Below are 25574 nucleotides of genomic sequence, written 5' to 3'. Positions count from 1 at the left end.
TTGGTTAAAGCTGCCTTTGCGCGGCGTGCGGCGACACCGACAAAATACCGACGTTATACCGACATGGGATTTCGGCCTCAGACCTCGGCCACAACCTCGCCCTTCATCTCACCGGTCAGCCGCACCAGATCCTCGGTATGAACCTTAGCGCGGACCGCCTCGATCGCGGCTTCGGCTGTGTTGCGGGTGATCTCGTCGGGCCATGCGGTGATGGCCGCGGTGGTGCGGTCGCTGGTGCGCACGACGGTCACGCTGGTCGCACCCAGATCCTTCAAGGCGGGCAGGCGTTTGTCGCGGATATTGCGCATGCTGGCGTCGTAATCCACGCCGTCGCCAACCTCCCATGTGGTGATGGTAACATAGGGCATTCTTCTCTCCCCGATGATGTTAGATGCCTCATTATACACGATTTTTGCCGCAGGTCGTAGGATTCGAATCCAACGCGTTCTTACCCCCTAGGCAGAACCGTCACACTCTGGCACAAATCCAACATGCGCATCCGTCTTCTGATTACGGCCCTTGCCAGCGCCCTGCTCACCGCCTGCGGGCAGGTGGATTATGATGCGGCCCCGGTCGGGCGGTTCGATGGTTCGCTGCTGGTCATGTGGGTGGGTGAGAATACCAGCGGCTCCGGTGATGGGCGCTTCGTCTTCGTGCCCAGCCCGAACCGCCCCCTGACCTTCATCCGCAAAAACCCCGACGCCACCCTCCCCAAGATCCAGCCCGAGATGATGTATACCGACGGCGGCTCCATCCCCCGCCCCGTCCAACTTTTCAACGGTTTCTCTCCTTGGGGCTACGCCCCCGCCTACATGGTACATGATTGGATATTCGTAGCCCGCCACTGCTTGACCGACGGCAAGCCAACCAAGGCGGAAAAACCGGTTGCGGCAATGAAATTCCCCGAAAGCGCCGAGGTGATTGCCGAAGCAATTAAGACCCTGGTCGCCGAGGAACGGGTGCAGAAAAATGATGTTGCACCGCCGGTGATCTCAGGTGCAGTGGCGGGCCCGATCTCCTATCGACGTTGGGTTGTCAAAGGAGCCTGCGAGGGTGATCGCGTGACGGCGGACCATCGCAAAGAGGCCGAAGAAGCGCTGGCCCGTCGCACAGGGCGCGGCATTTTCCGAACAGATGTAACACCCGCACGGATCATCGCCGAAATAACCTTCTGACCAAGTAAACAGCTACGGTTAAAGCAAAATCTGTCCAGCGCCCTGCAATACAGTCCGGCGTTTCAGATAGTCGCGCGCGGAGGTTCCGTACCAGTGCTCCGGGTTTTCCATCAAATCAGTATTGAGATCAGGGAATAGCTCTTTCAACTCTTCCTGCGCTGGCATATCCATTGCAGCAAAGGCCATTTTGCCTGGATAAAGGCTCTCTGACCTGGTGTTTTCGGCAAAGATGATCTGATGCTGCTCGAACAGCAGGTGGATATAGGCTACGCGACGTTGTCCATGCGCAATGCGTACTGGATTGCCCTTGGCCTCAGCCAGGAACTTCGCGCGGACCAGTGTCTGATCGGGCATCAACATCCCATGCTGGGGCGAGACCAGAAGGTCACGCTCTGCCCCCATGACACCGCGCCGGATCAGTACCGGGCGCAGATTGGGATTGGCCATCAGGTCAGTGCGCTCCAATGTTCGCCGCCCAATCCACCGGATGCGCTGCGGGCCATTATCAAGCGTGCAGACCAGATCATCCACGCGCAACTCGTCTATCAGCCGATCGCCCAGAGGGGTCCGAATGGCGGTACCGGATGTAAAGCAAACGACGCCGGTATTTTCCTGCGTGAAGCTGGAACTATCCGCACTCGCTCCCTGCATCCGAACGGAACTGCCACCGAATTGCGTATTGTCCGAGTAATCAGTCGCGCGTCCTTTGCTGTCTGTCGCGTTGGATTGGTTCAACACGCCATCATCAGCCTGGTCGGCCCAAAGCTCGGACAAGTTGTCATAATAGCCCGAGAGGTCGATAAAATCGTTATTGGAACTGTCGCCGTCTTTCAGCGTGCCGGCGTTACCGGTGTTGAAATCTGTGATCGTGTCATTCCCTGAAGAGACGACAAAGACATCATTGCCTGCTCCGCCTGTCAGGCTGTCACTTCCGATGCCACCATCAAGGCTGTCGTCATCAGCGCCGCCTGAAACAGTATCGTTGCCTGTCCCGCCCAAGAGCGTATCAGCGCCGCCTTCGCCGGCGAGAACATCCGCCCCGGCTCGACCCTCAAATACGTTGTCTTCGCCATCGCCGGTCAGCGTATCATTGTCATTCCCGCCAATGATGTTTTCGATGCCGGAATAGCTATTTCCGTATTGATCGCCGCCACTACCAAGGTCGACATTGAATGCCCAGTCATCGACGCTGGAGCCATCGATCTGATAGGTGTCGGTCCCCGATCCACCGATAAAAACATCACCCGTACCATCATCGAAACCGGCCAAAAGCGTATCATTTCCATCGCCACCATCGAGGGTATCTTTACCATCTCCGCCGTCAAGGCTGTCGTTACCGTTCCCGCCCTGAATACTATCGTCGCCGTCCCCACCCGTAATCGTGTCATCGCCCCCCGCAGCGTCGATATCGACTCCGGCAGAATCTGAAGACGCATCCACGACATCAGCATGGTCGGTAAGTGTCAGCTTTTCGATCTCGCTGAAACTCAAAGTGTCGGTGCCGTCGGTGATTGTCCCTGCCTCATCCCCCGAATATGTCACGGTGACCGGGCCGCTCAGGTTCGAAAGATCAATCGTGTCGTTGTCCGTGCCACCTTCGCCACCGGCAATTGTATCTGAGCCGAACCCGTCTTCGACAAAGAAAATGTCAGCGTCGTCTCCACCCGACAGACTGTCATCGCCTGTGCCACCAAAGATCGTGTCGTCGCCCGCCCCGCCAGCGATCGTATCGTTGCTGGTTTCGGTTGTGGGCATCGTGTAGCTGATGTTGGTCACCACATAGTCAGATCCGTCGGTGCCATCGGTTTGCAAGTTCGCGGTAAAAATAATCTGGTCAAATGTACCGAACCCGCTCAGGTCAACAGTGCCCGTGCCCGACCCAACGGGATCTTCGGTAAAATCCGCCTGAGAAACCAGAACGCCATCATCATAAATCGCCCAGTGCCCGACCTCTCCAAAATTGTCGGTAAAGAGCGACTGGAAGCTGAATCTGGCCGAAGTCACGTCATCGTCAAAGTCAACGATCAGTCGTTCGGAGATGCCCGATGCCTTATCAAAGGCGAGCTGGTTGTCCTGACCACTGTCACTATCTGAAACCGTACCGGTCGCGCCCAGACCACCACCGGATGTCGCGACATTCGCAACGCTGGCGGCCGTCAGCGAACCACCCGAGACATTCTGTGCCGTGACGCTATATCCGTCATCGGTTTCACTGTAATTCCCTGTCCCGATTGAGCCATTGGCAATCGACGCGCCTTCGTCACCACCGGTCAGGCTGTCGTCACCGTCGCCACCGTCAATACTGTCATCGCCCAGACCGCCGTCGATGGTGTCGCTACCAGAGTCTCCCAGGAGTGTGTCGTCGCCAGCGCCACCACTTATGCTGTCATCACCGTCGCCACCGTCGATGCTGTCATCACCGGCACCGCCATCGATCGTGTCCTCTCCGATGCCGCCAAAAATCGTGTCAGCACCACTGCCACCAGTTATGCTGTCTGCACCCGAGCCGCCATCGATGGCGTCGTCACCGTCACCCCCGTCAATACTATCAGCTCCAGAAAAACCATCGATTGTATCATCCCCGCTGCCGCCACTGATCGTATCAGCGCCCTCGCCGCCATGGATGCTGTCGTCTCCGGTTCCGCCGTCGATGCTGTCGTCGCCGTCGCCCGTTGCTATAGTGTCGGAACCGGCACCGGACTGGATCGTGTCGTCATTGGTGGTACCGTCAACGTCATTGGACGCGTCTTGGTTATAGGACTGGTCTTCCAGGTTGGAATATTGCGGTGCATTCGAGTCATTGACGTTCTCAGTACTCGAAACAGTATAGGTATTCCCTGGCTGTATTGGCCCATCCGCAATATAGCCCACATGCGTGCCACCGATCTCTACCCGATAGAGACGAACCGTATTGCCGTCTCCGTCTGTCTGAACATAGGCTTCTTCCAGATAGGCGTTTCCGCTGGCAACGACACTTCCCGTTTCGTCGTAGACGACGCCGGTCTGCTGACTACCATCATCGCTAGTCTCGTTAGTGTTGGAATCTCCCTGAAAATCATCGTCGTCGTCGGTGATGTGAAAATCATATGCGTCATCTTGAACATCCCAATCGGGATCAAGCTGCATGGTTCCAGGCTCCGGAGAGGTGAAGGCATCAGGACGGTATCCATAAAAGAAATGAGTGGCCATCTGTTGCTGCTCCTGCTGCGCTGCCCAACCCTTACCGCAAGTTTTTCGTAAGCGGGCTAACACCGAACCAGCGCTTCCCTGCTGGCACAGTATTGATACCTTTGTCCTGATGGTTTCGAGTGGAAATAACTGCCCTTTTTGAAACCGGCGAGTGCTTGTATGTGCATCGCCCAATGAAACGTCGTGAATTGGAGAAATGATTAAATTCATGGGCTGCGAACAGCGTTAAACATTTAAAATTTGATTTGATTTATTGCGCTACGCCACTGCCCGGACTGGGGCTGCAGCTACATTGGTCAAAAACCGAAACGAGCGGGAGCAAATCTACAAAGTAAATATTTCTGCCAGCCAACAAAAAACGGCCCCTGCCAAGGCAAGGGCCGTCAAATCTCGAACCTGTAAAGGTTTAGGCTTTCTTGCGCAGCTTCCGGGTCACACCCAGACCGCCGATACCGGCCAGCAAGAAGAATGCCGATGCTGGAAGCGGTACAACACCGCCGTCACCACCACCTTCTTTGTATGCGATCCGAAGATCTACGCCGTAGCAGCGATCTTGGTATTTCTGACACTTGTACTTGCTGTAGTTGCCACGATCGCCCCAAAGCGCGATGTACTTGTGGTCGGCGTTCGAAGCAAAGCCATTGGGCTCTTTGCCAGTGGTGTATGATTTATCCTCGAACAGGAAGTTCAGGCTTCTGCCACCCAGGATGTCGCCGGTGAACGAAAAGTTGATGTTCCCGTGCAGGCCATCGGTACGCGTTGCCGACGCCATCAGGTTCCCCATTGCGGAGAAGCTTGACGACAGACCGCCCTTTGAGATCGTACCCATGAATTTGATGATGCCGCTTACGGTATCATAGGTACCACCGGTAATCGCGCTGTCGAAATACCCGGGCTTTTTGCCATTCATCCGGCTCCATCTCTGATCATGGATCATGGACGAATTGAAGCCGCCGCTATTGAAGCTGAGGATTTCGGTGAGATCAAGAACAGCCGCCTGGGCACTTGATGTGAAAAGGCCAACAGACAGCGCTGCAGCCGATAATATACTTCTGAGTTTCATTGGTCACCCCATTAACTGGTTAAGCTCTGGCTTTCATTACCACAGTTTTGCCTCAAAAAAAGCTAAATTCGGCAAAAAATAGCCTATCTTCGCAAAATACACTTATAGATTGCAGTTGACCTTAGGGAAACTAGCGCTTTTGTTGTCAATACGATGATAATTATCGCTATTTTTCCTCATTGTTTCGCGGGTATTTTCGCCTCATCCAGAGAAGTATCAACTGAGTCGTCAACAATACGGGCCGAACCCTGGCTCAATTTCAAGGAATTGGAAAATCCCTTATTTTTTTGATTGACACGACCTTTTGCGCAGATGCTCAAGGCTGATTTCTTGGTTTGGCAAGCAACGATGCGACAAAGCCGGGGGAATAATGAGACATTCGCGCACCGCCTACCTGTTGCATGTTCGCCACCCTGTGCAAAAGTTCACCGGTTTTTGATTTTCACGCCCCAGAATGGCGATTTATATCAGAATAAGCACCAAGGGGAACAGAACCAATGATGAAACGCCGTGATTTTCTGGCCGCCGGGGTCGCCGCCGCGACTGTACCCGCCGCTGCCAGCGCCTTTGAGGTCAACCCGAAATTTCGCCCGCAAGAGGTGCGGATCAGCAGCCAGTATGCGCCGGGACAACTGTTGATCCTACCGCGCGCCCATTTCCTTTATTTCATTACTGAGCCCAATAAAGCGCTGCGCTATGGCGTCGGCGTTGGCAAGGCCGGTCTGGAGTTTACCGGCAAAGCGACAATCAGCGTGAAAAAGAAATGGCCGACCTGGCGCCCTACCAACGAGATGATAGAACGCGAACCGCACACCTATTCGAAATTCGTAAACAACGATTACGTCCAGCCCGGCGGCGCAGATAACCCGTTGGGATCTCGAGCGCTTTATCTCTTCCAGAACGGACGTGACACCTATTTCCGTATTCACGGCACAACGGCTCCGCGTTCCATCGGACGCTCGGTTTCGAACGGCTGCATCCGCATGATCAACGAGCACGTCCAGGACCTATATGAACGCGTGCCAATCGGCACCGTTGTAACCGTCCTATAGATCGCACCAACCCAAAAACCATGTGTTCTGCGGCGTTCTGACGTGGCGGAATCCTGTCAATTCAGGCTTTCCAGACTTTGAGTTGCTTCCCCCTTCGATGGGCCATTTTCTGCCGGGCGGCTAGGCCTTTCTCGGCCAGTTTCAGCGCAATCTTGCACATATTCCAGAACTTTGAAGGCTCCTGACACGGAGGCGCGTAACCTGCGCGAAGTCTGCGAATGAGCGCGCCGAGTCGTATTTTCCACTCGGTGGCGGTGGGCTGAATTTTTGAACCAACTAAATTTTTATGGAGGACGAAGTTATGCCTGACGGCGAACTTACAACAACCAACAAAATCCCCTGCTGCCCGGAAATCACGACTGAACCGTGCTGCGAGAGCCTGCGCATCGCCTACCGGCTGACCAACCGGCAAAACGATGTGCCCGTCGAAATCACCATCGTTGCCGAGCTTGAACGCTGCCCCGGTCCGATGGCATTGGGTGATGTGGTTTATTCCACCACACTCCTGCCTGGCGAAAGGGTCCGGCTTTACACAGCCAACCGCAACAGCCGTTTTACCTACGACAGTGAAAGCGAGGTCAGCTATCGGCACGAACAAACGTCTGAGGAAACCTTCTACATGAAGACGATGGACCGTTACATGTCAGACCTCACGGTCACCGACAGCGGCTCGGCACAATCGCAATCTCATTCGGACTTTGAAACGGATGTCGACGGCTCTTATGCCTCTATCGGTTTTGCCGGGGGTGGCAGTGTCAACGTCGAAGGCGATTTCAACGCCAATAGCTCGTCTTCGTTCATGCGTGAACTCTCGCGCCATGCCGAAGGCTCGCATGACCGGTCTGTCCAGGCGACACGCGCGGCCAATTCGACGCAGATCGGCGAGGTGCAAAGCCGCAACCATGCCGAAGGTGAAAGCGAAAGCGCTTACGAGGCGTCGACCCGAACCATTCAGAACAAGAATGAATGCCACGCGGTCACCTATTTTGCCTATCAACTGGTCAAACGGCAGATCCTGCGTTTTCGCATCAAGGCGGTCCTGCGGCGGGTTGTCGATACCGCGGCTGGTTCCGTGGTCGATGCACGCCCCGTGCGCCCGGCGACCGGCGTCAAGGTGTTGCCCGAAGGACTGCTGGCCACGCAGACGGCCCGTAACGAGGTGCAGACAACCGGCCGCACGGCAGCTACGGCACAGCGCGCCAACCTGACGCCAAACCTGAGCGGTGTTGGCCTAGGCACTAACACCGGCTTTGGCCGCAATTTTGCCGCTGTGTCTACCGCCTCTCCGCTTGTCGTAAACGCTAAACCGCTGCCGCCGCAAGTGCATGACCGTGTGCTGAAACAGGTTGACGAAGATCTGGTCAAGCAGGGCGTTTTGGCCAAGGCAGGATCGAACGAAGTGGGTGCGAAACTGGCCGCCGAGCTTGAGTTTGAGCGTGTTTACTGCCTACCCACTCAAGGTATCGTGGTCAAAGGTTGCCTGGACGACTGCAACACCTGTGAAGACTCGCGCCGCCAATCCATTGAACTTGATCTGACCCGCAAGCATTTGGAAAACGAACTGCTGGCCAAGCAGATAGAACTGCTGGAGAAAAGTCAGGAGTATCGCTGCTGCCCCGAAGGTGAGGTTGAAGATGCCGACGTTACCGACGAAAGCTGAAAGGCCTGACTTCGATTGATCAAAATCAGACCCCGGGGCGATCCGTCGCCCCGGCCCTTTTAGCAAGTGTCAACAATCCGCTCATTCCACCATAAATTGTTATTTCCCCTTGATTTAGTTGAGTAGTTTCCTCATATCGTCCCTGCGACGTTACCACTATCGACTATCTGCTCCTTTCACGGCTCAGTCACTCGATCTTGCACTGACTAGCCGGGTTGCCGCACTTACGCGGGCAACAATAACTAGGAGACTACGGTATGGCTAATGGCACCGTAAAATGGTTCAATTCAACCAAAGGCTACGGCTTCATCGCCCCTGAAGGTGGCGGCAAAGACGTTTTCGTTCACATTTCTGCAGTTGAGCGCGCCGGCCTGACCGGCCTGGCCGACGACCAGAAAGTGACTTTCGACATCGAAGCAGGCCGTGACGGCCGTGAATCGGCATCGAACATCGTTCTGGCCTGAGCCACATTTAAAGCATTCGAAATCGGGCCTCCTCGTGGGCCCGTTTTCATTTCCGGGTAACACCTCCAAAACGCGCTGGATTGGAAAATCCGCTTACATTGCCGTTAAAAGCGACTGCTGGTTTAATAAACACCAAACCTCAGCCGTGCGCTTTCAGATGGGCGTCCAGGATATTGCGCAGACTATCGGTATCGCTGGGCCCTCGCACGATCTGCACCATCTCACCCCTTGGATCGAATAATAGTAGCGTCACATGCGGCACGCCATAACGCGCGGCAAAAGCGCCGCCCTTGACGGTGTTAATATCAGCCACCAGAAACGTAATCGCCTCGTCATCGAATGATTTGAGTGCTTTGCGGGTTTGACTCTGCAACGTACGGCACAAGCTGCAATTCGGATCATGGATCTGCACGACAGACGGCTTTCCTTTGCCGATCTTGGTCAGATCCGCCTCGCAGATCGTTGCTTGCACCGATCTGACCGAAAATACAGTGCCTCCGACCAAAACCGGCAAGGCGATCGCAGCATTGCGAGCAAGTCGCAGAAAACGCCGGCGGCCTTCAAGCGTCTCCTTTTCAGCCGTGGTCTTGGCATCTGCGGGTTTGGCCGAACGTTTGGGCGATGGCTTTTTTCGGTTCTTTTTCAATGTTCTGCACCTTGTATGAGCAATCCTAAAATCGATCACAGTATCGGATGCATTCGTGTAACGTCCCAATCACATTCGGGTTACTTAAAGCTCATGGTTTTTACTATTCCTCTGGAACCAACCGTAGTACCGCTGGCCCCAAATTAGCAACAATCCGGGCAACGCCCTCTGCATTGGGGTGTATCCCATCGGGCTGAAAGAAAACCTGCCAATCTTCAGGTGTCACTCCAACGAGTCCGGCAAAGAAATCCTCGGCATGCCCTACGCCAAATTGCGCCGCTAAATCGGGATAGATGGCATCGAATTCCACTTTGAATTCAGGGCCATAATTGCCCGGCGCGCGGAAGCCCACCAGCAACACCTTGATGTTCTTACCCGAAGCTACTTGCAAAATCTTCGCCAGATTTGCGCGGCTGATCGCCGGATCGATCCCTCGTAACATGTCATTGGCGCCTAGTGCCAGGATCATGGCGTCCACCTCTGGCGTCAGGCTCCAATCTGCCCGTGCGGCCCCACCTGCCGTGGTGTCACCGGACACCCCGCCATTGATCAGCACAACGTCAGCGCCCTGCCCGTCCAGCCACGACTGCAACTGCGGCACAAAACCCTCTTCCTCAACCAAACCGTAGCCTTGCGTCAGGCTGTCGCCGAGCGCCAATACCGTAAACTCCTCGGACCAGGTGGGGCCTGCCAACAAAAGAAACAGGGCCACCGCCTTGCCTTGCAGGGCCAAACACCCATATGTCAGAAAATCTTTTGCAATCAGGCGCACTCTCATGGACGACCCTATCCTGTCTCTTTCCGGTGCCACGCTCTCACTGACGGGCAACGCCGGGTTGGTGCAGATACTTAAGGGGATCACATTGGATGTCCACCGCGGCGAAAGTGTCGGGCTTGTCGGCCCCTCGGGGTCGGGCAAATCCTCGCTGCTGATGCTGATGGGCGGGCTGGAACGTGCGACCTCCGGAACCGTAACCGCCCTGGGCCAAGACCTGTCGGCCATGTCCGAAGATCAGCTGGCGCGCCTGCGCCGCCATCACTTTGGCGTCGTGTTCCAGTCGTTTCACCTGCTCCCTACCATGACGGCGCTGGAAAACGTCGCCACTCCGCTGGAACTGGCGGGGCACAGGCACGCCCATACCCGCGCCGCCGAAGAGCTTGAGGCCGTGGGCCTAGCCGACCGTGCGGGCCACTACCCTTCGCAACTGTCTGGCGGCGAACAGCAGCGCGTAGCGCTGGCTCGCGCCGCCGCTCCGCGCCCCGATATCGTGCTGGCGGATGAACCGACCGGCAACCTTGATAGCGCTAATGGCGCGGCCATCGTCGACCTGCTGTTCGGCCTGCAGGAACGGCACGGCACGACACTGGTTCTGGTCACCCATGCGCCTGATCTGGCCAATCGCTGTGACCGTATGATCACCTTGCATGATGGTCGGGTCGCCCCCGAAAAAGCCCGGCCTGAGGCCGCCGAATGAGCCTGGCCACCGCCGCACGGCTGGCCCGCCGGGAACTACGAGGCGGCCTGCGTGGATTCCGCATATTTCTGGCCTGTATCATCCTTGGCGTTGCAGCCATAGCCCTTGTTGGCACCATTCGTGAAAGCATCGGCGCCGGGCTCGAAGCCGAAGGTGCCACCCTTCTGGGCGGCGATGCCGAGATGGAATTCACCTATCGTTTCGCCACCGATGCCGAGCGGGAATGGATGCGCGGCGTGGCCGATCAAACTTCTGAAATCGTTGATTTTCGCTCTATGGCGACGATACCAGGGGGTGAGCGCAGCCTGAGCCAAGTCAAGGCCGTGGACACGGCCTATCCACTAGCGGGTGAGGTCAAGTTGGAACCGGAGATGCCGCTTGCGACCGCGCTGGCGGGTCAAGGCGGGCTGCCCGGCGCGGTCATGCAACCTTTGCTGGCGGATCGCCTCGGGTTGAAGGCAGGGGATACATTCCGCCTCGGCACGCAAGACTTTCGTCTGATGGCGCGATTGATCGAGGAACCCGACGGCATCGCCAGTGGTTTCGCCCTTGGTCCGCGCACCATCGTCGCCACGCCGTCGCTGGAAAACTCGGGTCTGCTGGTGCCCGGAACGCTTTTCTCCACTAAATACCGGTTGCTGCTGCCCCCCGGGACCGATCTGACCGCCATGCAGCAGGCGGCGGAAAAACAGTTCGACGGCACCGGAATGCGCTGGCTCGATGCCCGTAACGGCGCGCCCAGCGTGACCCGGTTCGTCACCCGCCTCAGCGCCTTTCTGGTGCTTGTCGGGCTCAGCGGCCTGGCAGTGGGCGGGGTTGGCATCTCGGCCGCGTTGCGTGCCTTTTTGTCCGGCAAGACTCAGACCATTGCGACGCTACGCACTTTGGGGGCAGATCAAAAAACCATCTTTCTGACCTATTTTCTGCAAGTGGCGGCATTGGCCTTCGTGGGTCTCGTTATCGGCCTTGGGCTAGGGATCGGTCTGCCCATCCTGCTGGCCCCCCTGATCGAGGCACAGCTGCCCGTGCCCGCTGTCTTTGCCACCTACCCTGCGCCCATTGCCGAGGCGGTCCTTTATAGTACGCTCACCATCCTGATCTTCACACTTTGGCCGCTGGCTCGTACGCAAGACGTACGCGCCGCCACGCTTTTTCGTGAAGGGATGCAAATTGATGCAAAGCTACCACGCGCAATCTTCCTGATTGCAACGGCAGCGCTCATCGCAGCGTTGTTGGCTGCCGCGATCTGGTTTTCCGGCAATGCTCGCCTGACATTGTGGATGCTGGGGGGCATTACTGCCGCGCTGGCTCTGTTAGCGCTCTCGGCAAGCCTGATCCGTTGGCTGGCCCATAGATCCCGCCCCCACATTCGCCGCCGCCCGGCCCTTAGCTGGGCCTTGGGTGCCATCGGCGGCCCGGGGGCAACGACGGTTCCGGTCGTGCTGTCATTGGGCCTCGGCCTGTCGGTGTTGGCCGCAATCGGTCAAATCGACGCCAACCTGCGCGGTGCCATTTCCAACGATCTTCCCCCACGCGCCCCAAGTTTTTTCTTTGTCGATCTGCAAAAGGACCAGATGCCGGGGTTTCTGGAACGCCTCAATTCGGACCCGGCAGTCTCGAAGGTCGATCGTGCGCCAATGCTGCGGGGCTTTCTTACGCAGATCAACGGCAAGCCAGCGCGCGAAGTGGCGGGTGGGCACTGGGTTGTCGAAGGCGACCGAGGCATCACTTACGCTGGCCCCATGCCTGACCGCACCACAATCACTGCCGGTGAATGGTGGGGCGAAGAATATGACGGCCCGCCGCAGATCAGCTTTGCCGCAGAAGAAGCCGCCGAGATAGGATTAAAGCTTGGCGATCTCATCACCGTCAACATCCTGGGGCGCGACATAACGGCGACGCTCACCAGCCTGCGCGAAGTTGACTTTTCCACTGCGGGCATGGGCTTTGTCATGGTGATGAACCGCTCTGCGTTGGAGGGCGCGCCACACACATTCATCGCGACAACCTACGCAGAGCCCGCAGCCGAAACCGCTATCCTGAACGACATAACCAGTACCTTCCCCAATGTTACCGCCATTCGCGTGCGCGACGCGGTTGACCGCGTGGCTGAGTTGCTGAACGGTCTGGCTCGCGCCTCGGCATGGGGGGCATCAGCCACGCTGCTGACTGGTTTTCTGGTTCTGATCGGGGCCGCAGCTGCGGACCAGCAGGCAAGACGGCACGAAGCCGCCGTACTCAAGACCTTGGGCGCAACCCGGGGGCAAATCCTGACCAGCCTGACACTCAGAGCGCTGCTACTGGGCCTTGCTGCGGGTGGGGTCGCGCTTGGCGCCGGTTTGTTGGGCGGCTGGGCTGTCAGTCATTACATCATGGAGACCAGTTTCAACATCAACTGGAACTCAGCAGCCGCAATCATCTCAGGCGGGGTTGGCGTGTCACTTCTGGCAGGGCTGGCCTTTGCTTTGGGGCCTCTATCCGCTCGTCCCTCACGCATCCTGCGTGCCCGCGACTGATCCCAGCTGCTAAAATCCAGCGCTACAATACCCGGCACGTCAAACATTGTTTGTCATACCCGCTAGCGCCCGCACTTCCGCCAAAAGTGTCATGAAGTTCATGACAAATAAGACATCTACCCAAATCCGAAAAATTCGAAACACTTGCATCCTTTGGGTAAGGGAAACCTGACTAACCCGGCTATTTCATCCCCGATAGTGTGATTATGTTCATACCGGCCACCAAACCGGACATGTTTTACTGAATAACGACATTTCGTTTTAGGAAGTTAAAGGGAAACAGCGTGCAAACCATTATCGAGTTCATCCGGTCCTATCCCGACATTGCCGAACTTATAGGCGTCATCGGTTTCATGATTTATATCGGTGGTTTCTTTTCGGTCCAAAGCGGGTTCATGTGCGGCAACGGCATTGCCTTTCCCATGGTACAGGTCACTGCTGCCAGTTTTGTACTGGTCAGCCTGACCACCGCCTATAACCTGCCCGCTTTCATGATCCAGACCAGCTATATCGCCATAGGCATCTTCGGCATCGTCCTGCGTCTGCGTCGCGTTCGGTCCAATCGCGAGCGTCCCGCCAATCCTGCGCGGGCCGCAAGAATGCGCGCGCCGATCCGTTTCGACGCAGATTGTCACGAGCCTGCAACATTATTCCGGCATTCCAAGGATCAGAGCGATTCCCCAAATCCCCAAACGCTCTGTTCCTGATTTCAGAAAACATTTTCAGCACCAATGAAAAAGGGCGGTCCTTCGAAAGACCGCCCTCTTATTTTCTCGCTCAGATCACTCTGCTGCTTCGGCGTACTCGTCCATCGGCGGGCAGGTGCAGACAAGATGGCGGTCGCCATAAACGTTGTCGACACGGTTCACCGGCGGCCAGTATTTATCAACCCTGAATGAGCCTGGCGGGAAACATCCCTGTTCGCGGCTATAGGGCCGATCCCAATCGCCCACCAGATCGTTGACCGTGTGCGGAGCGTTCTTAAGCGGGTTGTTTTCCGCGTCGATCTTGCCGTCTTCGATATCGCGGATCTCTTCGCGGATCGCCAGCATCGCATCGCAAAACCGGTCCAGCTCGGCCTTGGTCTCACTCTCTGTGGGCTCCACCATCAGAGTGCCTGCTACTGGCCAGCTCATTGTCGGGGCGTGGAAGCCGCTGTCGACCAAGCGCTTGGCGATATCATCGACCGTCACATGAGCGCTGTCTGCATAAGGTCGCGTATCAATGATACATTCATGCGCGACCCGGCCATTACCGCCACGATAAAGCACGTTATAAGACCCTTCCAAACGCTTGGCGATATAGTTGGCGTTCAAAATCGCAACGCGCGTGGCCTGCGTCAGCCCCTCGCCACCCATCATCAGGATATAGGCCCAACTGATTGGCAGGATCGAGGGAGACCCGAAAGGCGCCGCCGATACTGGCCCCTGCTCACCACCGGTTTCCGGATGGCCCGGCAGATGCGGGATCAGATGCGCCTTGACGCCGATAGGTCCCATGCCGGGGCCGCCGCCGCCATGCGGGATGCAGAAGGTCTTATGCAGGTTCAGGTGGCTCACGTCGCCGCCCAGATCGCCGGGGCGGGAAAGACCCACCATGGCATTCATGTTGGCCCCGTCGATATAGACCTGCCCACCGTGATCATGCACCAGTTTGCATACGTCTTTCACCGTTTCTTCGAACACGCCATGCGTGCTGGGATAGGTAATCATGCAGCCCGCCAGGTTTTCCGAATGCTGTTCAACCTTGGCCTGGAAATCCTCGACATCAATATCGCCGTTTTCTTTCGACTGAACAGGAACGACCTTCCAGCCCACCATCATGGCACTTGCCGGGTTGGTACCGTGGGCGCTCATCGGGATTAGGCAGATGTTGCGATGACCTTCGCCATTTGCCCGGTGATAGGCGGCAATGCTCAATAGTCCCGCATATTCACCCTGAGCACCCGAATTGGGCTGCATCGACAAACCGTCATATCCTGTGATGGTGCATAATTTCGCACTCAGATCATCGATCAGTTCTTTGTAACCCTCTGCCTGGTTGGCAGGCACGAACGGATGCATACGTGAAAACTCGCGCCAACTGACCGGCATCATCTCTGCCGCCGAATTCAGCTTCATTGTACAACTTCCCAGAGGGATCATTGCCCGATCCAACGCCAGATCGCGATCCGCCAGACGCCGCATATAGCGCATCATCTCGGTCTCGGCCCGGTTCATGTGGAAGATCGGATGTGTCAGATAGTCAGACTTGCGGTGCATCTCGGGCGGAACACGGTATTTTGGCTCGAAATGGTCGTCCTTCTCGAAGATCCCGAAGGCGCGCCAGACCGCCTCGATGTTTTCCGGCCTTGTGCATTCGTCCAGGCTGATGCCCACGCGGGTCTCACCAACTTTGCGCAGGTTGATCTTTTCGTCGACAGCCGATTTCATCACCGCCGCCTGCAACGGGCCGACATCCACGGTGATCGTGTCGAAGAACACCTTGGGATCGACCTTGAAACCCGCCTTTTCCAGCCCTTCGGCCAGGCGCACCGTCTTGCGATGGATGCGCTGTGCGATGGCTTTCAGCCCCTTGGGTCCGTGGAAAACCGCGTACATCGATGCCATCACCGCCAACAGCGCTTGTGCTGTACAAACGTTCGACATCGCCTTTTCGCGGCGGATATGCTGTTCGCGGGTTTGCAGCGACAGGCGGTAGGCGCGGTTGCCATTGGCGTCGATGCTGACGCCGATAATGCGTCCGGGCATCGACCGTTTATGCGCATCCTTCGAGGCCATATAGGCCGCGTGCGGCCCGCCATAGCCCAGTGGCACGCCAAAACGCTGGGTGCTGCCCACGGCGATATCGGCGCCCATCGCGCCAGGTTCCTTCAACAGCGTCAGCGCCAGCGGGTCAGCGACGACGATGCCGATGCCCTTATGCTCATGCAGCTGTGCGATGTGGTCGGTGAAATCACGCACGTGGCCATAGGTTCCGGGATACTGGAAGATACCGCCAAAGACCTTACTGGCATCCATCTTGTCAGGATTGCCGACGATTACCTCAATCCCCAGTGGTTCGGCCCGTGTCTGGATCACCGCGATGTTCTGTGGGTGGCAATCCCTGTCGACAAAGAATGCTTTTTCTTTTGATTTTGACACCCGTTGCGCCATCGTCATCGCTTCGGCGCAGGCGGTGGCCTCGTCCAGAAGCGAAGCATTAGCAATCTCAAGCCCGGTCAGATCGCTGACCATGGTCTGAAAGTTCAGAAGTGCTTCAAGCCGACCTTGCGAAATTTCGGGCTGGTAAGGCGTGTAGGCGGTGTACCAGGCCGGGTTTTCCAGAATGTTACGCTGGATTGCGGGCGGCGTCACAGTGCCGTGATACCCCTGCCCGATCAACGAGGTCAGAACCTTGTTCTTGCCAGCCGTCAATCGCATGTGGTGTAAAAGTTCCCGCTCGGACATTGGGCGCCCGAAATCCAGCGGCTCTTCCTGGCGGATATTCTTGGGCACGGTCTGGTCGATCAACTCGTCCAGGCTGCCGACGCCCAGCGTCTGCAGCATCTCGCTCATCTCTTCGGGCGAAGGCCCGATATGACGTCGGTTAGCGAAATCATAGGGTAGATAGTCTGTCGGTTCGAAGGCCATTCCACACTCCATCAGGTAGGGGGTAGGCGCAATGAAATGCGCCTACATATCGTTGGCAAAAAAATTGGTGCCGACATCGCCGGCGAATCTTGGATGTCAGCCGATAAATTTCTTATAGGCAGCTTCATCCATGTAATCGTCCATTTGGCTGGGATCGCTGGGTTTGAGCTTGAAGAACCACGCATCGCCCTCGGGGTCTTCGTTGACCTTGCCCGGTTCGTCCGCCAGCACGTCGTTCACTTCGACGATCTCACCGTCAATCGGGGCCAGAATGTCGCTGGCGGCTTTCACCGACTCGATCACGACGGCGTCGTCATCCTTTGACACTTCCGTGCCCACCTCGGGTAGCTCGACAAAGACCACATCGCCCAGTTGCTCGCTGGCATGGGCGGTAATACCCACCACCACAACATCATCTTCGACGCGCAGCCATTCGTGTTCTTCGGTGTATTTCATCAGGTTTCTCCCTTGGTTGATCAGCGTTTGAAATTGGCAGGGGTAAAGGGCATCGTCGCGACCGAAACCGGCTGGCGCTTGTTCCGCACTTCCCCAAATAGTTGTGTGCCCTCGGCGGCCAGATCGCTGGACACATAGCCCATCGACATCGGCCCTTCGATCGTTGGCCCGAACGCGCCCGAGGTTACGTGACCCACCTGTTCGCCGCCCTCGGCGGCGGCATATAGCGGTGTGCCTTCGCGCATCGGCGCGCGGCCCTCGGGGCGCAATCCAACGCGGGTCCGGCTGGCGCCATTCTCGAATTCGTCCAGGATACGGTCTGCGCCGGGGAACCCGCCCTCGCGCTCTCCGCCCCTGCGGCGAACTTTCTGGACTGCCCAAGTGAGCGCCGCCTCAACCGGGCTGGTGGTGCTGTCAATGTCATTACCATAAAGACACAGACCGCCTTCCAGCCGCAGACTATCGCGCGCACCCAGACCGATGGGTTCCACATCCTCATGCGCCAAAAGCGCTTTGGCCAGCGCCACGGCATTCTCATTGCTTACGGAAATCTCATAGCCGTCCTCGCCGGTATAGCCCGAGCGCGAGATCCAGAGCTCGTCATAATCCGAGCCGAACATGCCCACATCCATGAACTTCATTTCAGCCGCTTCCGGCACAATGGCCGAGAGCACAGCCTCTGCCGCCGGGCCTTGCAACGCAAGCAGCGCGCGATCTTCAATCTCATCGACCGAACAATCGCCAAGCCCTTCGCGCATATGGGCAATATCGCCTTCTTTACAGGCAGCATTGACCACGACAAACATGTGATCACCGCGATTGGCGATCATCAGATCGTCCATGATGCCGCCCTGCTCATTGGTGAAAAACCCATAGCGCTGCCGATTCTTGCCCAGCCCCGCCAGGTTGACCGGCACCAGCTTTTCCATCGCCAGCGCGGCGGCCTCATAGCTGCCGCCCGCGTACACGATGACCTGGCCCATGTGACTGACGTCAAACAGACCGGCCTTGGCGCGGGTGTGCAGATGTTCCTTCATCACGCCCAGCGGATACTGTACGGGCATTTCATAACCGGCAAAGGGCACCATCTTGCCGCCCAGCTCAACATGCAGGTCACGCAACGGAGTCGTCTTCAGATCGCTCATCGCTTTCCTCCCATTTGGTCGCCGGGGAAAAATCTGTCGATCTGTCCGGCATCGGTTTCACAAACCATCAATGGTCTGCAACGATGCCCCCTCTGTCCTTTCGCCTGAGATCGCTATCCCTTCGGCGGGTGCAAGCCTGCACCACTCTCCAGAGTTTTGCAATCCAATCGGTCCTTAAGGCCTGAGAGTTTCCGGGGCGGTTGCTCCTTCGGCACCGGCATTGCCGGTTCTCCCGATCAGATTTCAGCGTGCTTTAGTATACAAAGTGAGTCGGAGCAAGAGGGATTTGTTCACGGAGCAAACCGGCGTTCATCCGCTGGTTGAAAGAAGAAAAATTTGGCGCAGTTTTCAGCGTCGCTGATAATTAACTTTGCAAAGCACGTAAAACGGCTGCGGAGGCCCACAATCTAACCGTCGTCGCAACACCTGTACTGACAGTCAAACAGTGCTCGGCGAAATTCCCAAGGCAACTAAGTTGTTAGAAATTATTTTAACGCAGGCGGCTTTGCCGGCCTGATCATCGGCGGTAACCTGCTGGTATCGACCCTGTCGAGGCCGACTTCATGATGACACGACACGTCGCCTATTCCCTCAATCTCTTCGGCGAGGTCTGAGGACGGACACCGGCGTCTTGGTACCAACGGAATTTCAGTTCACCGCGCTTCCCATCGAAAAGCCTCTTTTTCTGCTGCCACCCGACCGATAGACGGCAACGCAAAGTGGCTGCCCAGAACGGTGCAGCAGGTCTCGGCAGCGCTTTCCAGCAGGCGCCTGCGTGACGCCACCGCCCGCGGCGCATCCAGATCGTATTTGAAATGCCAATCGGGATATTTGCATTGCACGGTCGAATGCAGCGCATCGCCGGTAATCACTGCTTCCTGACCGGCACTTTTGACCAGAACCGAAACATGGCCCGGCGTGTGCCCCGGTGTCGGGATCAGGCTCACATGATCTCCCAGCATATGCCCGGCTTGGACTAGTTCCGCCTGCCCTGCCTCGATCACCGGCAGCACACTTTCGCGGTACATATCACCGGTATGCTCGCGATATGCCTCCTCGTCATCGGCGGGTATCAGATAGCGCGCGTTGGGAAAGGTCGGCACCCACCGGCCATCTTCAAGCCGGGTGTTCCAGCCGACATGATCCGTATGCAGATGGGTGCACAGCACATAATCGACATCCGCGGGCCCGGCCCCTGCCGCCGTCAGCGCCGCCATGAACCGCCCGTCCGACCGCTGATGCCAATCCGGCATTCCCGGAACGGATTTATCGTTGCCGACGCAGCTATCCACAAGGATCACATGCTGGGACGTCTTCAGCAAAAAACCCTGAACCGGTAGGATCAACCGGCCGGATTGGGCACAAATCCCACCCGGCACCTGCGCCTCGACGATCTTGCGGACGTCAGGACCGGCTGTCGGGAAAAGCTCTTCGGGCGTCAGGAAAGGCGCGTGAATTTCAAGAATGCGCCAAACTTCAATATCGCCGATTTTACAAAGCATCGCATCCTCTCTGAAATTAGATTTCTTTGCCCTTACCTTGCCGCAAGAGAAGCGGGATTGTACAGCGCTTTCAGCCTCTTAGCATAAGGCCTGTTGGTTGGTGCAGAAGATCGGCTTGCCGTATCTGCAGATGTAGCGCACTCTGCGGTCAAAGGCCAATCCCGGGCGACGAGGAAGAAGATAAATGACGCAGTATGACGTTGCCATAATCGGTGCTGGCATCATAGGTCTGACCCATGCCTATCACGCCACACGTGCCGGATTGAAGGTCGCCGTCTTCGAACGCGAACCGCAAGCCCAAGGTGCTTCGGTACGGAATTTCGGCATGCTGGCAATCGTCGCGCAGGCTCCGGGCGCGCAATTGGACTCGGCCCGCCGGACGCTCGCTTGCTGGAAGGACCTCGCGCCAAAGGCCGGGATCACGTTGCGCCAGGCCGGGTGCGTGTTTCTCGCCCGTGCCCCGGAAGAAATGGCTGTGTTGGAGGAATGCGCCGCTCGCCAGAACGAGACCGGACACAGGTTCGACAGGCTTACCGCTGCGGTTCTGGCCGATCATGTCGCAGACCTGCCCGCCGAAGATTACCTTGGCGGGCTGCACAGCCCCGATGCCTGGAAAGTCGATCAACGTCAGGCCCTGTCGCGACTATCCGACTGGCTGCAGCGGGAACATGGCGTTGCGTTTCACTTCTCGACACCGGCCGAGGCGGTGCAGACCGGCAGGCTCAAGACCCCGGCAGGGACGTTCAGGACCGGTCATACGATCCTTTGCGGCGGCGATGATTTCTGCACGATTTTCCCCGAAGCATTTCGCGCGGCAAATCTCGGCCGGTGCCGGTTACAGATGCTGCGCACCGTGCCACAGCCAGACAATTGGCAACTTTCCCCCTTCGTTCTGGGCGGGCTGAGTGTCACCCGTTACGGCACCTTTAACGACTGCCCCAGCCTGCCCGCGCTGAAAGCCTATCAACAAAAGAATTTCGCGGATCACTTGGCGCATGGCATACATGTCATCGCCTGCCAAGAGGCCGATGGCAGCATCACCATCGGCGACTCGCACGCCTATGATACCGCAGGCGAATGCACCCGCTCAGACGAGGTTGATCGCCTGATCCTGGAAGAACTGTCGCAGATGATCGCTCTGCCTGATCCTCGCATCGCCGACCGCTGGCTTGGCCATTACGCGCATTCCCCGGATGGTGAAACGCGCGTTCTGACACCTGATGACAAGGTGACAGCGGTCACCATGACCAATGGGCAGGGCATGACCCATGGGTTCGCCGTCGCCGAAAAGGTTATTCAAAACCTCTTCGGCTAAACGGCACGCTCAGCGTCCGCGCCACGCCTGCGTCCGTTTCAGCACGCCCTTGGACACCAACAGGTGAATGATCCGCGCGGCCGCATTGGTGTAGAAAATCATCATCCCCATCGCCGCTGCCGGGGCGATATCGCCCGCGTCATCCATGTTCAGCACCGCAATCGACGCCAGGGACGTCTTCGGTGAATAAAGGAACACCACTGCCGATACGGTCGTCATCGCATTCACGAACAAGTAGATCGAGATGTCCAGAACCGAAGGCAGGCAGACCGGCACCGTCACCCGGCTAAACAGCTTGAGCGTCGGCTGCTTGAGCGAGGCCGAGACGCTCTCGAACTCCCGGTCCATCTGCTTGAGCGCGGTGACCGCCGTCAGATGCGACACGGTGTAGAAATGCGTCACTGAACAGATCACCAGGATCGCCATCGTGCCATAAATCGCGTTCAGCGGGTTCGACGGATTGTTGAAAAAGAAGATATAGGCCAGCCCCAGCACCATGCCTGGGATCGCCATCGGCAGCATCGCGAACATTTGAAACAGCGCCCGGCCCAGCCGGAAACCGTTGGATTTCTCAACCAGGTAGGCACCGAAAAAGACGATACAGGTGCCCGCAACCGCAGTGAACAGCCCCAGCTTGATCGAGTTATAATAGGACCCCCAGCCGCCGCCATCCATCCGGTCGAAATCGTAATTGGTCAGGCTGAAGCTCAGGTCGTAGGGCCAGAACTTGATCAGCGCCGCGAACTGGCAGACCCCTAGGATACCGATGATGAAAAACGCCACCGCCAGACAATAGCCCAGGAAGATACGGTCAGCCTTTGCGTTCGGGGTCGGCTGATAGGGCACCGACCGGGCCGACAATAGCGCCACCTGTTTCGACTGCACCAGCCGGTCGATGGCAAAGGCGAATATCGCCGGGATCACCAGCACCACCGACACCACCGCGCCCATCTCGAAATTCTGCTGGCCGATCACCTGCTTGTAGATGTCCACCGCCAGCACGTTGAACTGCCCGCCGATCACCTTGGGCAGGCCAAAATCGGTGATAACCAGGTTGAAGACCACGAATGCGGCCGAGATCAGACCATAGCGCGCACCGGGTATCGTAACCGTCCAAAAGGTCCGCCAGGGCGTTGAGCGCAGGCTGGCCGCGGCCTCGTACAAGCGCGCGTCCGAGATCGCCAGCGCCGTCGAGATGATGATGAACGCGTGCGGGAAGGTGAAAAACACCGACCCAATGACAATCCCGATAGGCCCGTAGATGCTGGCTCCAAAGAGTAATTCCTTGAGCATGCCCTGATTGCCGAATAGGTAAACCAGCGCGATCCCCGGCAGCAACGAGGGCACCAGGATCGGCGCCATCGCCACCAACCGGAAGAAGCCCTTGAACCGCATGCAGCTTCGGTTCAGCGCATAGGCGAACCAGAAGGCCAGCGTGACCGTGACAACGGTGCTGATCACGGCGATCACCAGTGAATTCTTGATCGAATTGAACAGCGCCGGGGTCGAGAAATAGCTGATGAAATTGCCCAGACCGGTCGATTTTTCCGGCCGCATCTGCACCCGCCGGAAAGTGTTGCTGTCCAGCTCTAGCCAGTCGGTCCCGGTCTTCAGCTCGGACCCGACAAGGAACCGTCCGGTATCGGATGTGTTCCTGATCTGGTACATGACCGAGCTGCGGAAACTGAAATCGGGAAAGAACTGCGTCAGGCCCATGCGGCTGTCGGACCCGGCAATCAGGTCGTTGTCGCTCAGCACCTGCAAGTCGGCGTTCAGCTGTGCGGGTGTCAGTATTTCGCCACTGTAATTGCCCTCTTCGTCGCTGACCTGCAGCTCATAGGCCCCCAGATCGAACTGAAAGGTGGAAAAGCTCTTGGACAGCATCGCCCAAAGCGGAAAAGCCAGCGTCACGACCAGATAGAGCGCAATGACAACCATCCCCAACCGCATGATCACATCGTCACGGCTCAACTTGCCCTTGATGATCGGCCCCTCGGGCAGTTTATCCAGGCTTACGTCGCTCATCACGCATCCCTCGCCGGTGCAAAGGCCATCAACCGGCTTTTGGGCAACTCGATGGTCATGGCCTTGTCCACCGCCAGCTCAAGCCGCCGCACCGCATTGATCGAAAAATCGGCGATCAGTTCACCGTTCCCGAAAATCTCATGCCGCAACCGGCAGCGCCAGAACGAGCCGAGAAATTCCATCTCGGCCACGCGCACCTCAAAGGCGTTTTCGGGCGTGGTGACCTCATCCTCCGCTCCGGGCGACCGCGCGCCGTCCCCGTGCGGGATCACATCTTCGGGCCGGATCGCTGCGACAATGGCGTCGCCCGCGCCGAACTTGTGATCCTGGCAATGCAGCGTGGCGCCGCCAATTACGACCCTGCCACTGGCCCCCGCCTGCGCCGGGATCTGGTTCATCTCGCCGATGAAATCGGCGACGAAAAGGCTGGCGGGCTGGCGATACACCTCGGTCGGCGATCCGACCTGTTCGATCACTCCGTGGTTCATTACCACGATCCGATCCGCCATCGCCAGCGCCTCTTCCTGATCGTGGGTCACCATCACGGTGGTCACACCAAGTTTGCGCTGCAACTCTTTGATTTCATGCCTCAAATGCACCCGCACCTTGGCGTCCAGTGCCGACAGGGGTTCGTCCAGCAACAAAAGCCCGGGATTGGTCGCAATCGCCCGGGCCAGGGCGATCCGCTGTTGCTGCCCGCCCGACAGTTGCGCGGGATATTTCTTGCCCTGTTCGGGCAGGCCGACCAGGTCCAGCAACTCGGCGACACGCACCGCGATTTCGGATTTGCTGCGGCCAGTATTTTCCAGACCAAAGGCGATGTTCTTCTCGATCGTCAGGTTCGGGAAAAGCGCGTAGGACTGAAAGACAATGCCGAAATCCCGTTCGGACGGCGGCAGGTTCGACACGTCCTGCCCCGCCTGCATGACCGTGCCCTTGGTCTGAAGGTCCAGCCCGGCAATGGCGCGCAGCAATGTCGTCTTGCCGCAGCCCGAGGGGCCAAGAAAGCAGACGAATTCACGCTCGTTGATGTCAAGTGATATGTCCTTGAGCGCCAGGAAAGTACCAAAGGCTTTCCAAAGATTGTCGATGCTCAGATACAGCGGGGGCGTGGCGGTCACCTCGGTCACGGGGATCGTCCTTGTCGTAATGGTTTCGGAAATGTAGCACAGGCTACCGCAGGATGCGCGGCTGCCGCAGGGGGCTGCAACCAGCCCCCTGCATTGTTTATGTCAGATCAATTCTTCGGTTCCGACTTGCCGTCATAACGGCTCTGCCATTCCTTGAGGATCGCCGCGCGGTTATTCGCCGCGAACTCAAAGTCGTTGTCGATCATCGCGTCCAGCAACCCTTCGGGGAAATGCTCAACCGGCTTGGCGACACCGGGCATTGCCACGACGGCATAGCCTGAATTATACATCTCCATCGCTTCGCGGGTGACCGTGAAATCGACCAGCTTCTGCGCAGCTTCCAGATCGTCCGTACCAGCAACGATTGCGGTGGCTTCCATGTCCCAACCAACACCCTCACTTGGCACGATGATTTCCAGCGGTGCTCCGGCGGCCTTGGATTTGGCACCGCGGAAGGCAAAGGAAATCCCGATCGGGATTTCACCGGCGGCGGCCAGCTTGCAGGGTTTGGAGCCGGAATGGGTATAACGCGCAATGTTTTCGTGCAGCGCATCCATATATGCCCAACCGCCCTCTTCACCGAACATCTGCAACCAGCTTGAAACGTCGAGGAAACCGGTGCCCGACGAATTCGGGTTTGGCATGATCAGATGGCCCGCATATTGCGGATCGGTCAGATCTTTCCACGATGTTGGCGGTGTCAGACCCTCCTTTTCGGCCTCGACGGTGTTGTAGCAAACAGACGCCACCCAAGCATCCATGCCAACCCAGCTTGGCGTGTCGCCCTTGTCGACGAATTTCGGGTCCAGCTTTTCGACGCCCGCCGGGGCGTAAGGCTCAAGCATGCCCTCGGATTTCAGCAAGAGCAGCGATGTCGCCGCCAGCCCCCAAACCACATCCGCCTGCGGATTGTCCCGCTCGGCCAACAGTTTGGCGGTGATGATCCCGGTGGAATCGCGCACCCAGTTGATCTTGATATCAGGATTATGTGCATTGAAGGTCTCGGCATAACGCGCGAGGTCTTCGGCTTCGACGGCGGTATAGACCGTCAGTTCTGTTTCCGAGACAGCCGCGGTTGCAAAAAACGACAGCGCCGCAGATACGACAAGTTTACTTGTAATTTTCATGT

The 25574-nt window shown here is 57.5% G+C and carries 20 protein-coding genes and 1 riboswitch; of the genes, 8 read left to right on the top strand and 12 right to left on the bottom strand.

Translation table 11 applies throughout. From position 1 onward, the window contains the following. Positions 1-77: 77 nt before the first annotated feature. On the bottom strand, positions 78-368 hold the full coding sequence (locus Q1B27_RS00610) for a hypothetical protein (RefSeq protein WP_299842091.1): 291 nt from the start codon (positions 366-368) through the stop codon (positions 78-80). A 123-nt stretch (positions 369-491) separates the two neighbouring features. On the opposite strand from Q1B27_RS00610, the gene Q1B27_RS00605 reads away from it, so the two are divergent. Continuing rightward, positions 492-1175: a hypothetical protein gene (locus Q1B27_RS00605; RefSeq protein ID WP_299842088.1), complete on the top strand. Its 684-nt coding sequence runs from the start codon at positions 492-494 to the stop codon at positions 1173-1175. A gap of 18 nt (positions 1176-1193) precedes the next feature. Here the strand turns inward: Q1B27_RS00605 and Q1B27_RS00600 are convergent, their stop codons facing one another. Together Q1B27_RS00600 and Q1B27_RS00595 are read right to left on the bottom strand one after the other, a co-directional pair. Continuing rightward, positions 1194-4364, bottom strand: a complete 3171-nt coding sequence (locus Q1B27_RS00600; RefSeq protein ID WP_299842085.1) for a Hint domain-containing protein — start codon at positions 4362-4364, stop codon at positions 1194-1196. A gap of 406 nt (positions 4365-4770) precedes the next feature. Further along, a complete protein-coding gene (locus Q1B27_RS00595) occupies positions 4771-5427 on the bottom strand; it encodes a VPLPA-CTERM sorting domain-containing protein (protein WP_299842082.1) in 657 nt (218 codons plus the stop codon). Positions 5428-5924: 497 nt separating this feature from the next. Here Q1B27_RS00595 and Q1B27_RS00590 point away from each other — a divergent pair, with 497 nt between their 5' ends. The 3 genes from Q1B27_RS00590 to Q1B27_RS00580 all read left to right on the top strand — a co-directional run bounded on the left by Q1B27_RS00590 (position 5925) and on the right by Q1B27_RS00580 (position 8603). After that, entirely contained in the window at positions 5925-6479 is a 555-nt protein-coding gene (locus Q1B27_RS00590) for a L,D-transpeptidase (RefSeq protein WP_299842079.1), read from the top strand. A 301-nt stretch (positions 6480-6780) separates the two neighbouring features. Then, complete coding sequence (locus tag Q1B27_RS00585; protein WP_299842076.1) at positions 6781-8139, top strand: hypothetical protein; 1359 nt, start codon at positions 6781-6783, stop codon at positions 8137-8139. 257 nt (positions 8140-8396) lie between these two features. Continuing rightward, the gene (locus tag Q1B27_RS00580) at positions 8397-8603 is read left to right on the top strand and encodes a cold-shock protein (RefSeq protein WP_299842073.1); all 207 of its coding nucleotides are present in this window, start codon (positions 8397-8399) and stop codon (positions 8601-8603) included. A 139-nt stretch (positions 8604-8742) separates the two neighbouring features. Here Q1B27_RS00580 and Q1B27_RS00575 read toward each other — a convergent pair whose 3' ends face one another. Both Q1B27_RS00575 and Q1B27_RS00570 read right to left on the bottom strand, forming a co-directional pair. Beyond that, entirely contained in the window at positions 8743-9249 is a 507-nt protein-coding gene (locus tag Q1B27_RS00575; protein WP_299842072.1) for a thioredoxin family protein, read from the bottom strand. Between the two features lie 103 nt (positions 9250-9352). Beyond that, positions 9353-10027, bottom strand: a complete 675-nt coding sequence (locus Q1B27_RS00570) for an arylesterase (protein ID WP_299842070.1) — start codon at positions 10025-10027, stop codon at positions 9353-9355. Between Q1B27_RS00570 and Q1B27_RS00565 the strand changes: the two genes are divergently transcribed. From Q1B27_RS00565 to Q1B27_RS00555, 3 genes are all read left to right on the top strand, one after another. Beyond that, complete coding sequence (locus tag Q1B27_RS00565) at positions 10026-10724, top strand: ABC transporter ATP-binding protein (protein ID WP_299842068.1); 699 nt, start codon at positions 10026-10028, stop codon at positions 10722-10724. The two genes, Q1B27_RS00570 and Q1B27_RS00565, sit on opposite strands and share 2 nt — an antisense overlap. Beyond that, complete coding sequence (locus Q1B27_RS00560; RefSeq protein ID WP_299842066.1) at positions 10721-13240, top strand: FtsX-like permease family protein; 2520 nt, start codon at positions 10721-10723, stop codon at positions 13238-13240. The genes Q1B27_RS00565 and Q1B27_RS00560 overlap by 4 nt, the downstream gene beginning before the upstream one ends. 284 nt (positions 13241-13524) lie before the next feature. After that, on the top strand, positions 13525-13947 hold the full coding sequence (locus Q1B27_RS00555; protein WP_299842063.1) for a hypothetical protein: 423 nt from the start codon (positions 13525-13527) through the stop codon (positions 13945-13947). A gap of 75 nt (positions 13948-14022) precedes the next feature. Here the strand turns inward: Q1B27_RS00555 and gcvP are convergent, their stop codons facing one another. The 4 genes from gcvP to Q1B27_RS00535 form a co-directional block, all read right to left on the bottom strand. Beyond that, the gene (gene gcvP / locus Q1B27_RS00550) at positions 14023-16872 is read right to left on the bottom strand and encodes an aminomethyl-transferring glycine dehydrogenase (protein ID WP_299842062.1); all 2850 of its coding nucleotides are present in this window, start codon (positions 16870-16872) and stop codon (positions 14023-14025) included. Positions 16873-16968: 96 nt separating this feature from the next. Further along, positions 16969-17328 (bottom strand): glycine cleavage system protein GcvH, encoded by a 360-nt coding sequence (gcvH, locus tag Q1B27_RS00545; RefSeq protein WP_299842060.1) that lies wholly within the window; start codon positions 17326-17328, stop codon positions 16969-16971. 20 nt (positions 17329-17348) lie between these two features. Continuing rightward, the gene (gcvT, locus tag Q1B27_RS00540; RefSeq protein WP_299842058.1) at positions 17349-18473 is read right to left on the bottom strand and encodes a glycine cleavage system aminomethyltransferase GcvT; all 1125 of its coding nucleotides are present in this window, start codon (positions 18471-18473) and stop codon (positions 17349-17351) included. A 158-nt stretch (positions 18474-18631) separates the two neighbouring features. Then, a riboswitch (glycine riboswitch) is annotated at positions 18632-18718 on the bottom strand. Positions 18719-19126: 408 nt separating this feature from the next. Then, positions 19127-19975: an MBL fold metallo-hydrolase gene (locus Q1B27_RS00535; protein ID WP_299842056.1), complete on the bottom strand. Its 849-nt coding sequence runs from the start codon at positions 19973-19975 to the stop codon at positions 19127-19129. 184 nt (positions 19976-20159) lie between these two features. On the opposite strand from Q1B27_RS00535, the gene Q1B27_RS00530 reads away from it, so the two are divergent. Beyond that, positions 20160-21290 carry a TIGR03364 family FAD-dependent oxidoreductase gene (locus tag Q1B27_RS00530; RefSeq protein ID WP_299842054.1) on the top strand — a complete coding sequence of 377 codons (1131 nt, stop codon included), beginning with the start codon at positions 20160-20162 and terminating at the stop codon, positions 21288-21290. A gap of 9 nt (positions 21291-21299) precedes the next feature. On the opposite strand, the gene Q1B27_RS00525 is transcribed toward Q1B27_RS00530, so the two are convergent. The 3 genes from Q1B27_RS00525 to Q1B27_RS00515 all read right to left on the bottom strand — a co-directional run bounded on the left by Q1B27_RS00525 (position 21300) and on the right by Q1B27_RS00515 (position 25572). After that, the gene (locus tag Q1B27_RS00525) at positions 21300-23315 is read right to left on the bottom strand and encodes a putative 2-aminoethylphosphonate ABC transporter permease subunit (protein ID WP_299842052.1); all 2016 of its coding nucleotides are present in this window, start codon (positions 23313-23315) and stop codon (positions 21300-21302) included. Then, on the bottom strand, positions 23315-24445 hold the full coding sequence (locus Q1B27_RS00520) for a putative 2-aminoethylphosphonate ABC transporter ATP-binding protein (RefSeq protein ID WP_299842050.1): 1131 nt from the start codon (positions 24443-24445) through the stop codon (positions 23315-23317). Before Q1B27_RS00520 ends, Q1B27_RS00525 begins: the two co-directional genes overlap by 1 nt. Positions 24446-24552: 107 nt before the next feature. Beyond that, positions 24553-25572 carry a putative 2-aminoethylphosphonate ABC transporter substrate-binding protein gene (locus Q1B27_RS00515; protein ID WP_299842048.1) on the bottom strand — a complete coding sequence of 340 codons (1020 nt, stop codon included), beginning with the start codon at positions 25570-25572 and terminating at the stop codon, positions 24553-24555. Positions 25573-25574 lie beyond the last annotated feature (2 nt).

Source organism: uncultured Roseovarius sp. (assembly GCF_947489715.1).
Classification (GTDB): domain Bacteria; phylum Pseudomonadota; class Alphaproteobacteria; order Rhodobacterales; family Rhodobacteraceae; genus Roseovarius.
Note: the sequence above shows the minus strand (reverse complement) of the source record. Positions and strands in the feature narration are given on the sequence as shown.